Genomic DNA, 13,359 nt, shown 5'->3' with positions numbered 1-13,359 from the left:
AAAACTAAGTTTTTACTTAGTTTTTTATTTATGTTGTTTATCAAAAATTGAATTTCTTTCAATTCATTCATCAATCATTTTTTTAGATTTTTTGAGATTAACTCTTAAATTTTCATCATTTTCAAGTACGGCTTCAAACAGTAAATCAGTAATTAAAAGTTGTGAAAGTTTAGAAGAAAGAGGAACATCAATATAAGTTGGATTGATTTTACTATATTGAATTAAAACATCAAATTCATTTTCTAAATGAGGATTATTTTCATTTGAGGTGATTACGATTACTTTTAAGTTATTTTCATGAGCTTTTTTAAGTGAAAAGATTTGTTCTGGTGTTTTTAAATTATCAGAAAATAAAATTAAAACATCATTTGCGTTACAGTTAGCAAGGACGGGAAAGAAAACATGAAAGTCCATGTGACTAATTGCAACTTTTCCTGTTTTGAGTAAATTAGAATAAAGATTTTCACTAATTCTTTTACTACTTCCGCTTCCTTGAATTAAGATTTTGTTACTTTTAGTAATAACATTAGCAGCAGTTGTAATTTTTTCCATCAATGCTTCATTGTAAAGATTGTCAATAACATAACGGTGCGAAGCAATTATTGAAGTAAAAATTTGATCATCATTCATTTCATAATTTTTATTAAATTTTTGAATAATTAAATTTAGATTAACTTTAAAATCTGAATAATTCTTAAATCCATATTTCTTTGTAAAACGAGAAATACTAGAAGTTGAAATATCTAATTTTTCTGAAAACTGCTCAATTGTATAATCAAAAGTTAAAAGTTCATAATTATTAATGAAGTCAATAATCTTATAATCACTCTTTGATAAACCGGAAATTGACTTAATAATTGGACGAGTAATTGTATTTTTTGGATTTTTCATATAAGACATTATAAGGCTTTTTTTAAAAACGAAAATAAAAATGAAAAAATGAAAAATTTTCATTATTTTTTTAAATCTCATTTTGATATTTTTTGCTACTTTTAACCCTATTTTATAGTGCTAAAAGTTGTGGATAAAAAATTAAAATAAAAAATGAAAATTTTTTGCATTTATTTTTTATCTTTTGTCTGAAAAAGTTTTTAAATTATAAATGTGGAAGTGTCCACAAATATTAGGAAATAAGGAGATTTAATAAATATGGAAAAATTCGTAAGAACCGTTCTTGGTGACATTCCAGCTAAAGAGCTTGGTGTTACTGATTGTCACGATCACTTCATTAAAAATGGTGGTCCTGAAGTAGAGGAGCACATCGACTTCTTAATGTTAGATGTTGAAGCTTCTAAAAAAGAATTAAAAGAATTCATTGAACGTGGAGGAAGAACAGTAGTTACAATGGATCCACCTAATGTTGGTAGAGATGTTCACCGTACATTAGAAATTGCAAAAGCATTCGAAGGACAAGCAAACATTATCATGTCTACAGGATTCCACAAAGCTAAATTCTATGACAAATGATCATCATGATTAGCAGTAGTTCCAACAGAAGACATTGTTAAAATGTGTGTTGCTGAAATCGAAGAAGGTATGGATGAATACAACTACAACGGACCTGTTGTTAAACGTTCAAAAGCTAAAGCCGGAATTATTAAGGCTGGTACAGGATACGCTGCTATTGATAGATTAGAACTTAAAGCACTTGAAGTTGCTGCTCGTACATCTATCCAAACAGGATGTCCAATTCTTGTACATACACAACTTGGAACAATGGCTCTTGAAGTTGCTAAACACTTAATTGACTTTGGAGCAAACCCAAGAAAAATTCAAATTTCACACTTAAATAAAAACCCTGACAAATATTACTACGAAAAAGTTATTAAAGAAACAGGTGTTACATTATGTTTTGATGGACCAGACCGTGTTAAATACTACCCTGATTCAACTCTTGCAGAAAACATTAAATACTTAGTAGATAAAGGTTTACAAAAACACATTACATTGAGTTTAGATGCAGGTAGAATTCTTTACCAAAGAAATTATGGAATTACAAAAGGTAAAGAAACATTTGGTTTAGCTTACTTATTTGATAGATTCATTCCTTTAATGAAACAATTAGGTGTTTCAGATGAAGCAATCGAAGATATGTTAGTAAACAACCCAAGAGAAATTTTAGCTTTTGATGAACCAAGAGTTTACGATGAATCTAAAGTTTCTGAAGAACTTAAACAACTTAAAAAAGATTTAAAATTAGCTTAATTTCAAAAATTTAATTTAAAAAACAAAACAACAAACATAAATTATCTTTAGAAAGGTCACAAAATGACTAAATTATCAAACAAAACAAAGAAAACCCTTATGTCTGTTCTTATGTTATTTGCTATTTTTGCAGTTCTTGTATTAGGATTAGTAATTACAATGGCTGTTAAAAATCAATGAAACATGAATTCTGTTGTTTTCTACCTAAGAGAAGTTATCATCGGAAACTTCTTAGGAGTTAACGCATTCTTAATTGGAAGTATCGTATTTATCGGATACCTTCTTTTAGGAAGAGGAATTAAAGATGCCATTTTAGGTTTTATTAAATCAGGTATTGGTATTCTTGTATTAAGCATTGGATCAGGTGTGCTTGTTTCAATGTGTAAAGAAGTCTTTTCTGGAATTTCAAGTTTAGGTACAGGTGTCACTTCATTAGACCCTTACTTAGGATGAACTTCTTCTCAAAAATTCTTAGAAACAATTAATGGACAAAACCTTTCAGCATTTATTTCTTATGCTTTATTAATTGGTTTTGCTATTAACTTAGTTCTTGTTATTTTCCGTCGTTGAACAAACGTACACTCAATTATGTTAACAGGACACGTTATGTTCCAACAAGCTGCTATGGTTGTTGGGGGAGTAACAGTTTCAGTATTCTGAAGTGGTGCTGCTCTTACAACAGGTGCTCAATTTGGTATTATTGCAATTTCTGGTGTTCTTTTAGGACTTTACTGAGGTGTTGGATCAACTGCAACAATTAAAGGTTCTGACGTTGTTACACAAGGTGCAGGATTCTGTGTTGGTCACCAACAAATGTTAGGTCTTTCATTAGCTTACAAAATTGGTAGATTCTTTGGTAAAAAAGAACAATCAGCAGAAAATTTAGTTTTACCTAAAAAATTAAAAGTGTTTGAAGATAATATCTTTACTCAATCACTTATTATGTTAGTTCTTTTCACAATTTTAATTTTAATTCTTCACTTTGGTAAAGGTGGAATTGTTGCACCAAACTACAAATGAGATGGTGCAGGACTTCTTAAACAATGAAAAGTAGATGGTAATGTATTTTGAGTATTCAACATCTTCTTAGGATCATTAAAATTAGTTGGTGCTATCTTAGTTATCCAAACAGGTGTTAGAATGTTCGTTAGTGAATTACAACAATCATTCCAAGGAATTGTTGAAAAAGTTGCACCAAGTACAGTAGTTGCTGTTGACGTTGCTGCTACATATGGTTTTTCATCTAACTCAGTAACATACGGATTCGTATCAGGTACAATTGCACAATTTATTGCTGTTGGATTATTAATTGGTCTTTCAAAAATTAATTTTGCAAGCGGATTTAGATTTGAAATCACAATCCCATTATTCATTACATTATTCTTCAACTCAGGATCAATTGGGGTATTCGCTAATGCTTCAGGAGGATACAGAGCTGCACTTGCTATCCCTGCTATCTTCGGATTCTTTGAAATTATTCTTTCATCAGTTGGTTTAAGTTTACTTAAACACGGTGAAACACTTAGACAAGGTGCTAATGTAGCTCACGTATTTGGAACAGGATACATCGGAATGTTCGACTGAAACGTAGTGTTTGCACCATTAATGGGTATTTCTAGTCTTAACCCATACCTTGGAGGAGCATTATTTGGAGCTGCTATTTTAGTATTAATGGTTGGTTCACAATTAATCGACTCAGGAAGACAAAGCAACCCAACATTCTTACAAAAATTATTAAACTTTAAAGTGACAAAATACGCTCACTAAAAGTGACATAATTATTCATTTAATCAAAGTATTTAAGGAGTAAAAAATGAAAGTATTATGCTTATGTGGAAGTGGAATGGGAACTTCAATGATTATTAAAATGAAAGTTACTCAAGCACTTAAAGAATTAGGAATCAACGGAACAGTTGAAGCTTTAGGATTAGGGCAAGGTAAAAGTGTTGCAAATAACTATGATGTTATTTTATGTACACAAAACTTTGTTTCTGAAGTAAACACAACAGCTCATGTATATGGTTTAAAAAATATCATGGACTTAAACGAAATTAAAGAAGCATTATCAGATGCTAAACAAAAGGTAGCGTAAGATGAAACAATTGAATTTATTAGACAGTTTAATTTTGAATGATGCAATTAGAGTTCATGTTGATGCTAAAGATTGAAAAGAAGCAATTAAATTTGCTTGTGAACCACTTGAAAAAGCTGGTGTAATCAACTCTAAATATTATGAAGATATTTTAGAATCAACAAAAAAATATGGTCCTTACTATATTATCGCTAGAGAATTTGCTATGCCACATGCAAGTGCTACAGAAAATTCAGTTCTTGCAAACGGATTTTCATTAGTAACATTAAAAGAACCTGTTGAATTTGAAAATGGTTCAAAAGTAAGACTTTTAATGTGTCTTGCTGCCAAAGATGGTGAAACACATGTTAAAGTAGCAATTCCACAAGTTGTTGCAGTATTTGAAGATGAGTCAAATATTGATAAAATTGCAAGTTTTACAACCAAAGAAGAAATCATTGATTTAATTAAATCAGTTGATTATACAAAATATTTAATAGATTAATTTTTAAAAGGAGCTTTATATGGCTAAACCAATGTTACAAATTGCTCTTGATAATTTAACAATTCAAGACGCAATCGATTCTGCTAAAAAAGTAGAAAAATATATTGATGTAATTGAAGTTGGAACAATTTTAATTGCTTCAGAAGGAAAAAAAGCAATTAAAGCTTTAAAAGAAGCTTTCCCAAACAAAATTATTGTTGCTGACGGTAAAATTGCTGATGCAGGAAAAGTTTTTGGAAAAATGTTTTTCGAAAATGGTGCAGATTATACAACATGTATTTGTGCAGCAGAATTACCAACAATTGTTGAAACAATGAAAATTGCACAAGAATACAAAGATTCTAATGAAGTTCAAATTGAAATGACTTCAAACTTTACTTGGGAACAAGCAGAGCAATGAAGACAAGCAGGTGTTCCACAAGTTGTGTGACACCGTAGTCGTGACTCACAAGCTTCAGGTGTAAAATGAGGTGAAAAAGACATTAATGCTGTTGATCGTTTAGCAAAAATGGGATTCAAAGTTACTGTTACTGGTGGTGTTGCTCTTGAAGATATTAAATTATTTAAAGACATTCCAATTTACATCTTTATTGCTGGTCGTAGTCTAAGAGATGCTGAAAATCCAGAAGCAGCAGCTAAAGCCTTTAAAGATGAATTTGAGAAATATTGAGGTTAATTAACAAATGAAATCAAATAAAAACCGTTTATTAGGTATTTACGAAAAAGCAATAAATAATAAATTTAGTTTGGAAGAGAAAATTTTAATCGCTAAGGAAGCTGGTTTTGATTTTATGGAATTCTCTGTTGATGAATCACCAGAAAGATTAGCAAGATTAGATTGAACAGATGAACAAATTAAAGAAGCTCAAATGTTATTAGTTAAACATCAATTTAACTTTAATTCAATGACTCTTTCTGGACATCGAAGATATCCTTTTGGATCAAAAGATGCAAAAACCAGAGAAAAAGCATTAGAAATAATGGAAAAAGCAATCATTTTAGCTAAGAAATTAGGAATAAGAACAGTTCAGTTAGCAGGTTACGATGTTTATTACGAAGAACACGATGAACAAACCGAACAATATTTTAAAGAAGGAATGGAAAAAGCTCTTTATTTAGCTCAAAAACACTCTGTAATGCTTGCATTTGAGATTATGGATACAAGATTTATGGGGACTATTTCACGCTCATTAAGATGAGTTAACGAACTTAATAATCTTTATATTGGGATTTATCCAGATCTTGGGAACATTTATCAATGAGCAAATTCAGAAGATTTAGAAAATGAGTTAATTATTGCTAAAAATAAATTAACAGCTTTCCACTTTAAAGACACTATTCCAGGTAAATTTAGAGATATTCCTTTTGGAGAAGGAACAGTTGATTTTCCAAAAATGCTTGCTATTTTGAAAAAACACAAGCTTAACCAACCAATTATGATCGAAATGTGATCAAAGAATGAATTAGACGAAACAAAAGAACACGCTCTCTCTTATATTCAAGAAGCTAAAGAATTCTATGAAGAATCATGAAATAAAGTTGGAGGAGATAACTAATGGAACACAAAATACCTGTTGAGTACTTAGAAGAAATTAAAAAATTAAAACAAGAAGTTTATGAAGCTAACTTAAAGTTAGTTGATTATAAATTAGTAATTCACACCTGAGGGAATGTATCAGGTATAACAAAAGACCGTAAATTTATGGTTATTAAACCAAGTGGAGTTTCATATAATGAACTTTCAGCAGATGATATGGTTGTTACAGATTTAGAAAATAATATTTATGAATCTCATTATAATCCGTCTGTGGACGCACCGACTCATACTCTTTTATACAAGGCTAACCCTGAGATGAAAGGAATAGTTCATACTCATAGTAAAAATGCTGTTGCTTTTGCACAAGCTGGCAAAGACATTCCTTGCTATGGAACAACTCACGCTGACAACTTTTACGGACCTGTTCCTTGTGCTCGTGCTTTAACACCACAAGAAATTGATGGTGAATACGAACACAATACAGGACTTGTTATTTTAGAAACTTTTAAAAATAGAAATATTGATTTTAAAGCAACACCAGCTACTTTAGTTAAAGAACATGGTCCATTTGCTTGATCTTTCAAGTCACCAATGGATGCAGTTAACATGGCTTTAACATTAGAAACCGTAGCTGAAATGGCAATTAAAACTTCAATTGTAGCAAATTTACAATCACACCCAGCTCAAGAAGCTTTGGTTACAAGACATTATCTTAGAAAACATGGTAAAAACGCTACATATGGACAAAAATCAAAAAAACATTAAAAAATTTGTTTTTGATTTAGATGGTACTTTATTAACTAGTGATAAAAAGTTAACACCAGAAACAATCAAGCAAGTTTTGAGATTGCAAAATGAAGGACACTTAGTTTTTATAGCAACAGGTCGTCCTTATTATATGAATAAACAAATTTTGCAACAATTAGAAATTAAAATGCCGGTAATTAATGCAAATGGAGCATCAATTTATGATCCTATTAGCAAACAATTACTTTTTGCAAATACATTCGCAAGACAGGATGCACAACTAATTTGTCAAATTTTAATTGAGCATCAAATTGACTTTCTAGCGTATTCAACAACAATGATGTTTGGTTATAACTTACACCAACCAAAATGATTTGAGAAAATGATTTACTCTAGTGTAAAAAACTTAGAAAACCCATATCGTTGAGATTATTCTGAGCAAAACTTAGAAAACGAAATGATTGAGCGAGATTTTATTAAGTTTTTAGTTTTAGCAGAAAAAATAGATCCTCAAATTTTAGATCAAGCATTAGCTAAAATTGCAAAGCAAGTTCCAAAATCTTATTTTGTACATTCACAAAGTACTGTTGTTGATATCATGCCGCACGGATCAAATAAATGAGAATCTGTTAAAAAAGCTTTAGCATTTAAAAACTTAGATTTAGATAATCTTTATTGTTTCGGTGATGCTTACAATGATTTTGAAATGATTAAAAATTCATATTTTGGTATTGCAATGGGTAATGCAGTTCAAGAAGTTAAACTTGTTGCTAAACAAGTTATTGATACAAATGATAATGAAGGAGTTGCTAAGTTTTTGGTAAAATTATAAAATGTCAAGTCGTGTTAAAAAAATCAAATTAAATCAAATTGATAATAAACTTTGATATTATCCTTCAATTTGAACCTTATCAATTCGCAAGTGAGCTTCACGTCCATATCGTGGAATCGAAGATTTTCTTGTTAGCACTGATTTTATTTATCAACCATTATGAATCGATATTAATAAAGATCCGGATTTTAGAATGTTTAACTCCTTTCAAAAAGTTTTAAAAACAAATATTGAGCTTTCTAATCCAAAACCTGATCAAGATGAATTTGTCTTTCCGATTTTAGATAAAGTAAAGTTAGTTATTCCGGTAGCAATGTTAGAAAAAATTAAATCAGGTAAGTTTTTCTCTTGACCACTAATTGATTTCCAAAGATTGGTACAAACTCAGTTAAATACTTTAAAAGAAAATCAAGAAATTAAAATTTCTTATATAGATAATTATGAATTTGACATTCAAATTATTGATTTAAATGCTTAATATCGGATTATTTATTCGAAAAACGCCATAAGAATACTTCTTGTGGTGTTTTTTGTTGTGTTAATAATCATCCTGAGTTTCTAAGTTGAGACGCTATAAAAAACGAATACATCTATAAATAAGGTGTATTCGTTTTTTTACATTTAAAATTACACACATAGAATTAACTCATACATGCGATAAAATCTTTATAAATTTTTATATTTTCTTTGTGGTTTTCATCCAAATCATTAATTATTTCTTGTACCACTTTTCCATTTACTTCTTTTTTTGTTATAGTCATCATTCTTAATGAATCCACAAATAAATCTAACGTCACTTTTTGTATTTCTCCATTGATTTCATAATATTTCTTTAATTTATAAAGACAGTATTTTAAAACAACAAGAGCAATGAAACACAATAAAAGATGCGCAAGTATATGCTGTTCATTATGAACAAAAACAGGTCTAACTTGTAAAGAAGATTTTAATGTTCTGAAATTTTCTTCTACTTTTCATTGTTTTCTGTAAATTTCATTAGCTTTTTCTGGTGTTAAATCTAAAATATTGGTTTCAATAATGTAAAAACCATCTTCAGATTCTTTTTTCTTAATTTTCTCTCAATTTAATTTACCCACTGTTTTGCCATCAATGTCCATGTATTTCTTTTTATATTCTGGAACTAAAGAACTAAGTGGGAGTTCTCCATTTACAGTTTTCTTATTCAATTTATCAATAAAATTATTTCTTTTTAATTTATCTAAAGTCTTTTTCCCAGGACTGAAAAACACACATCATTTTCTGTATTTACCATTAAATCTATTTTTGTTTCAAACAGATTCAACAATTTGTTCTTTCCAAAACATTTCATCTCTAAAAACATAATGTTTGTCCTCAAGAATGAATTTTTTCATCCCAATACTTAATGTATCTAATCTTTTTTGGAATATATATTTAATTCCTTTTTGTTCTAGGAAACGTAAGTTTGCATTGTTATTTATTCCACGATCTGCAACTATTATAATATCCTTTATTTTATAGATTGATTGAAGTTCTAAAACGAAGGATAACATTGTTTTACCATCAGCCGTGTTACCTGGGAACACTTTATAGTGTATTGGTATTCCGTTTTCATCTACAGCCATTGCTATGACTACTTGATCTTCATTGTGTTTTCCGTCTTTTGAAAAACCGTTTTTTCTTATTCCTTCTCTTGTAAAGCTTTCAAAATAAACTGTTGTGTTATCGAAGTGAAAAACTTTATTATTACGATTTGTGAATTCATTTATTTTTTGAAATAAATTGACTAAAACAGAATTCTTATTTTCGAAAATAACATCAAGATAGTTATATATTGATGATTTTTTAACATTAATATCATTTATAAAATCACTTTTATTTTTATATTGTGACATATAGCTTCTTGGAAGGATAATTCTAGTTGCTATGAAAAATTCCAAAACCTCTTCTAACGATTTATGTTTACTTTTTGGTAATGCCGAAAATAAATCTAATTCTTTAATAACTTTATAAATTAAATCAACTCCAATATTTTGGATACTTGTTTTTACAGAAGTAGGTTTTAATAATTTAAAAAACTCTTCTTTTGCAACAGTTTTATCTAAAGATGTATCTACTTTTTTTGCTATTTCTTTTATATCTTCAATTGAAGATAATCCATACTTTTCTTTGATATCTTCTCAGTACCCTAGACCAATCTGATTTCCATAACCTTTTTTAAAACCTTTAGAAATAGCTAAAACTAAATAATATTTTCCATTTTGTTTTTTCTTGCATAAACTGTAACTCATGCTCTTATTATATCATTTTATGTGTGTAATGTAAGTAAAAAAAACATTTTTTTCTTTAGGTCATATATCTTTGATATATGTATAAAAAAATAAGCCTAAAAAATAGGCTCAACTTGGAAACTCAGGAAAAACGCCATAAGAATACTTCTTGTGGTGTTTTTTGTTGTGTTAATAATCATCACTTAAAAATTAAAACAAGATATAATTAAAATTGGGATTATTATGAAAAAGATTCAAGATTATCAAACCAAAATTACTTTATTAAAGCAAATAAAACAAATGATTTATGCTAATTTAGAGCAAATTCTAATTGCCCTAGAACAAGATTTGCAAAAACCACACTACGAAATTATCTTAACCGAAGTTATACCTGTTATCAAGGAGCTTAATTTCTTTTTAAAGAAATTAAATAAAAATTCTTTTTATAAAACAAAATCTTGATCTCCTTTTTCTTCGTATGGTTATCTTTATCATCCTCGTGGTCAAGTTTTAATTTGCAATACTTGAAATTATCCGTTACAATTACTTTTTGTACCATTAATTGGCTCAATAGCTGCGGGTAATATTACGACAATTAAATTTCATCCATATTTAAAAAACTTTAATTCTTTAATGACAAAACTAATTAAAGAGTTAGACCCTAAAAGTCAGTTAATTCAAGTGGATCAAACAACTAGTTTTGTAGAAACATTTAACCAAAAAACTTATGACTTTGTCTTTTTTACAGGGAGCTATCAAACTAGTTTAGAGATTCAAAAACATCTTAATCCTAGTCAAACCGAAGTTTGTTTTGAATTAGGTGGCAAATCTCCATTTGTAATTACTCAAAGTGCGAATCTCAAAAAAGCTGCAAAAATGTTTTGTTATGCTAAGTTACTAAACGCAGGTCAAACTTGCATTGCTCCCGATTATATTTTCATTGATCGCAAAATTGCTCCTTTATTTGAAAAAGAACTTAGAAAAAGAATTTCGAAATTAACTAATAAAGTAGATATTGTCAAATTGTTTGATAAACTATTACCATCTGTAAGAAAAAATGAGCTTCAAAAACATTTAACTAGCCAAATAAAAGAATTTGATTATTCAAATTTGATTTTAAAAGATAATGATTTAAACAATAAGTTTTACCATCAAGAACTATTTGCACCATTTGCTTTAATGTATCAATTTGATCACCTTAGTGAATTTGAAAAGTTATATAATCAAAACCCCTTTCCACTTAGTTTTTATATTTTTACAAGAAAACAAAAAGATGTTGATTTTTTCATCACTTCTTTTCCAGCTGGCAATTACATGATTAATAATACAATGTCAATTTTTGAAGATAATAAACTTTCATTTGGTGGAATCAAAACAAGCGGAATAGGTCGTTATCGTGGTTTTGCTTCTTTAGAGCTTTTTTCACACAAAAGTTCCTTAATTCATAAAAAAGGAATTGATCTACTTTTTAAACTTAAAAATTATCCTTATACCTCTTTCAAACAAAAGCTTTTAAAATTGTATTTAAGATTTTTAAAATAAAGATCAGATAAACAAAAAACACAACCAAGTTGTGTTTTTATATTTCCATTTCAGTATTTTCGTCTAAATAATAAGCGATAAAAACTTCTGCTTTTTGCACTATTAATTGATCTAAATTACGTGGCGGATTTTCATAAATAATTCTAATTCCATTGTTATGAGCAAGACGAACAATGTTGATGCAATCATAGAAAATTTCTGTATCATAAAGCTTTTTACTAATTTCTTGACCAATTACAATAGCTTTTAATTCTGTGTTATTCAAAATGTTGTAAAGCGGTCTAGAAAGTTGATTAATATAAAGAGCGGTCGGAATATTTTTGTGTAAGTTTTTACTAATTCTACTTTTGAGTTTTTGAAAATCAAAATCATTATTATATGCATAAATTAATAAAACAGGAGCTTTGCTGGTAGTTTCGAAATTCTCTTTTAAATAGACTTCTTGTGAAATTTTAATTAGTGTATTTTCAATTGCAATTTTATGTTTACCATCAAGTTCTTGTTTGATGTAATTTAATTGATTTAGTTCAAATTTAAAATTGAGATAAGGAATCTTTTGAAAGAAATGATTTCAATAATTAGTGATATCTATTGCTTTAGAGCGAACTATAACCAATTTAGAATTACGATTAGTTTCGTATCTTTTAAGATGAAAATACTGATTTTCTAAGTTGTGATTGCTGATATTAGCTTGAAGATAACTTACTAAATTTTGAACAAATAATAAATAGCTTGGCTCGTTATAAATATTATTGTCTAAACTAACAAAATCTTCAATTAAGTTTGCTTGTTTGCAATTTAAAATATTGTAAAGAGAGTATTTAATCTTATATAACAAAAGTTCTTTTTCATTTGCTTGTTTAAGTAGATCGTGATCAAGAATAGTTGCGGCAATGAATAATTTTGAACTTAAATTAGTTTTATTAAAGTCTAAAATTTTATTTTCAAGTTCTTTAAAATGTTTTAAATTAATTTTTTTAGTTACAAAATATAAAATACCATCTTCAATTCATATTTTCGTTTTACTATGGTTCAGTTGATAAATATCTAAAAGATCAATTAGATCAGAGTTTTCAATTTTGTTATTGTAAAAATATGGTTTTAAAGCAAAAGCTAAAATTGTATTTTGTTCATAAAGCTTAAATTTACCTTTATTAGCAACATTACTAATAGCTTTTGGTGATTTAAAATCATTATGTTTAGCTCATTTAATGGAACAAATGTATTCATTATTTTGAATTGGATTAATTGTTAAACGATATGGAATATCGCTTAAAATTGTTTTATCAAAATGCATAATGATTTTTTCAATTAAATTAAATTCTTTATCATAATTTTTATTAACTTTAAATTTGATTTCAAGATGCTTGGTTTGATAACTATTGAAATATTCACTTAAAATTTCCCGATCATCTGAATCAATAAATTCTAAAAAATCATCAAGTGGAATGTAACTAAATTCATCAAATTTAGATTTTTTAGCATCAAATAAAGTTGATAAAAAACGATATTTAGGGTTAAGTCTTAATACTCGTTTATTGTTATTGTCAATTTTAAAGAGAATAATTCCTGATGAAGAACGAAAGTTAAAATAAAAGGAAACAATGACAAAACCAACACAAATTAAAATAAAAAAGAGAATTAATAGTGAAAAAATAATAACAATCATAT

Annotated in this window: 13 protein-coding genes; 10 read left to right on the top strand and 3 right to left on the bottom strand. The window is 28.1% G+C overall.

Translation table 4 applies throughout. The annotated features are described in order from the left end of the window. Positions 1–24: 24 nt before the first annotated feature. On the bottom strand, positions 25–891 hold the full coding sequence (locus EXC53_RS02810) for a MurR/RpiR family transcriptional regulator (protein ID WP_165261020.1): 867 nt from the start codon (positions 889–891) through the stop codon (positions 25–27). Positions 892–1,149: 258 nt separating this feature from the next. Between EXC53_RS02810 and EXC53_RS02805 the strand changes: the two genes are divergently transcribed. The 9 genes from EXC53_RS02805 to EXC53_RS02765 all read left to right on the top strand — a co-directional run bounded on the left by EXC53_RS02805 (position 1,150) and on the right by EXC53_RS02765 (position 8,375). After that, positions 1,150–2,205, top strand: a complete 1,056-nt coding sequence (locus tag EXC53_RS02805) for a phospho-furanose lactonase (protein ID WP_119572133.1) — start codon at positions 1,150–1,152, stop codon at positions 2,203–2,205. 63 nt (positions 2,206–2,268) lie between these two features. After that, positions 2,269–3,972 (top strand): PTS ascorbate transporter subunit IIC, encoded by a 1,704-nt coding sequence (locus EXC53_RS02800; RefSeq protein WP_119572132.1) that lies wholly within the window; start codon positions 2,269–2,271, stop codon positions 3,970–3,972. A 46-nt stretch (positions 3,973–4,018) separates the two neighbouring features. After that, positions 4,019–4,297 carry a PTS sugar transporter subunit IIB gene (locus tag EXC53_RS02795; RefSeq protein WP_119572131.1) on the top strand — a complete coding sequence of 93 codons (279 nt, stop codon included), beginning with the start codon at positions 4,019–4,021 and terminating at the stop codon, positions 4,295–4,297. A 1-nt stretch (position 4,298) separates the two neighbouring features. After that, positions 4,299–4,781, top strand: a complete 483-nt coding sequence (locus tag EXC53_RS02790; RefSeq protein ID WP_119572130.1) for a PTS sugar transporter subunit IIA — start codon at positions 4,299–4,301, stop codon at positions 4,779–4,781. A gap of 19 nt (positions 4,782–4,800) precedes the next feature. Beyond that, a complete protein-coding gene (locus EXC53_RS02785; protein ID WP_119572129.1) occupies positions 4,801–5,457 on the top strand; it encodes a 3-keto-L-gulonate-6-phosphate decarboxylase UlaD in 657 nt (218 codons plus the stop codon). Between the two features lie 7 nt (positions 5,458–5,464). Continuing rightward, positions 5,465–6,337: an L-ribulose-5-phosphate 3-epimerase gene (locus tag EXC53_RS02780; RefSeq protein ID WP_119572128.1), complete on the top strand. Its 873-nt coding sequence runs from the start codon at positions 5,465–5,467 to the stop codon at positions 6,335–6,337. Next, positions 6,337–7,083 carry an L-ribulose-5-phosphate 4-epimerase gene (locus tag EXC53_RS02775; protein ID WP_119572127.1) on the top strand — a complete coding sequence of 249 codons (747 nt, stop codon included), beginning with the start codon at positions 6,337–6,339 and terminating at the stop codon, positions 7,081–7,083. Before EXC53_RS02780 ends, EXC53_RS02775 begins: the two co-directional genes overlap by 1 nt. Beyond that, positions 7,058–7,897, top strand: coding sequence for an HAD family hydrolase (locus EXC53_RS02770; protein ID WP_165261018.1), 840 nt, complete (start codon positions 7,058–7,060; stop codon positions 7,895–7,897). Before EXC53_RS02775 ends, EXC53_RS02770 begins: the two co-directional genes overlap by 26 nt. A gap of 1 nt (position 7,898) precedes the next feature. Next, positions 7,899–8,375: a hypothetical protein gene (locus EXC53_RS02765; RefSeq protein ID WP_119572125.1), complete on the top strand. Its 477-nt coding sequence runs from the start codon at positions 7,899–7,901 to the stop codon at positions 8,373–8,375. A 163-nt stretch (positions 8,376–8,538) separates the two neighbouring features. Here EXC53_RS02765 and EXC53_RS02760 read toward each other — a convergent pair whose 3' ends face one another. Continuing rightward, entirely contained in the window at positions 8,539–10,167 is a 1,629-nt protein-coding gene (locus EXC53_RS02760) for an IS1634 family transposase (RefSeq protein WP_129724553.1), read from the bottom strand. A gap of 222 nt (positions 10,168–10,389) precedes the next feature. On the opposite strand from EXC53_RS02760, the gene EXC53_RS02755 reads away from it, so the two are divergent. Continuing rightward, positions 10,390–11,688 carry an aldehyde dehydrogenase family protein gene (locus EXC53_RS02755; protein WP_119572219.1) on the top strand — a complete coding sequence of 433 codons (1,299 nt, stop codon included), beginning with the start codon at positions 10,390–10,392 and terminating at the stop codon, positions 11,686–11,688. A 37-nt stretch (positions 11,689–11,725) separates the two neighbouring features. Here EXC53_RS02755 and EXC53_RS02750 read toward each other — a convergent pair whose 3' ends face one another. Further along, positions 11,726–13,357, bottom strand: a complete 1,632-nt coding sequence (locus EXC53_RS02750; RefSeq protein WP_119572220.1) for an MHO_4530 family protein — start codon at positions 13,355–13,357, stop codon at positions 11,726–11,728. Positions 13,358–13,359: the final 2 nt, after the last annotated feature.

This window comes from Mycoplasmopsis gallopavonis, assembly GCF_900660635.1.
Classification (GTDB): domain Bacteria; phylum Bacillota_I; class Bacilli_A; order Mycoplasmatales; family Metamycoplasmataceae; genus Mycoplasmopsis; species Mycoplasmopsis gallopavonis.
The sequence above is the reverse complement of the archived record's forward strand: the minus strand, read 5'-3'. Positions and strand labels throughout refer to the sequence as shown.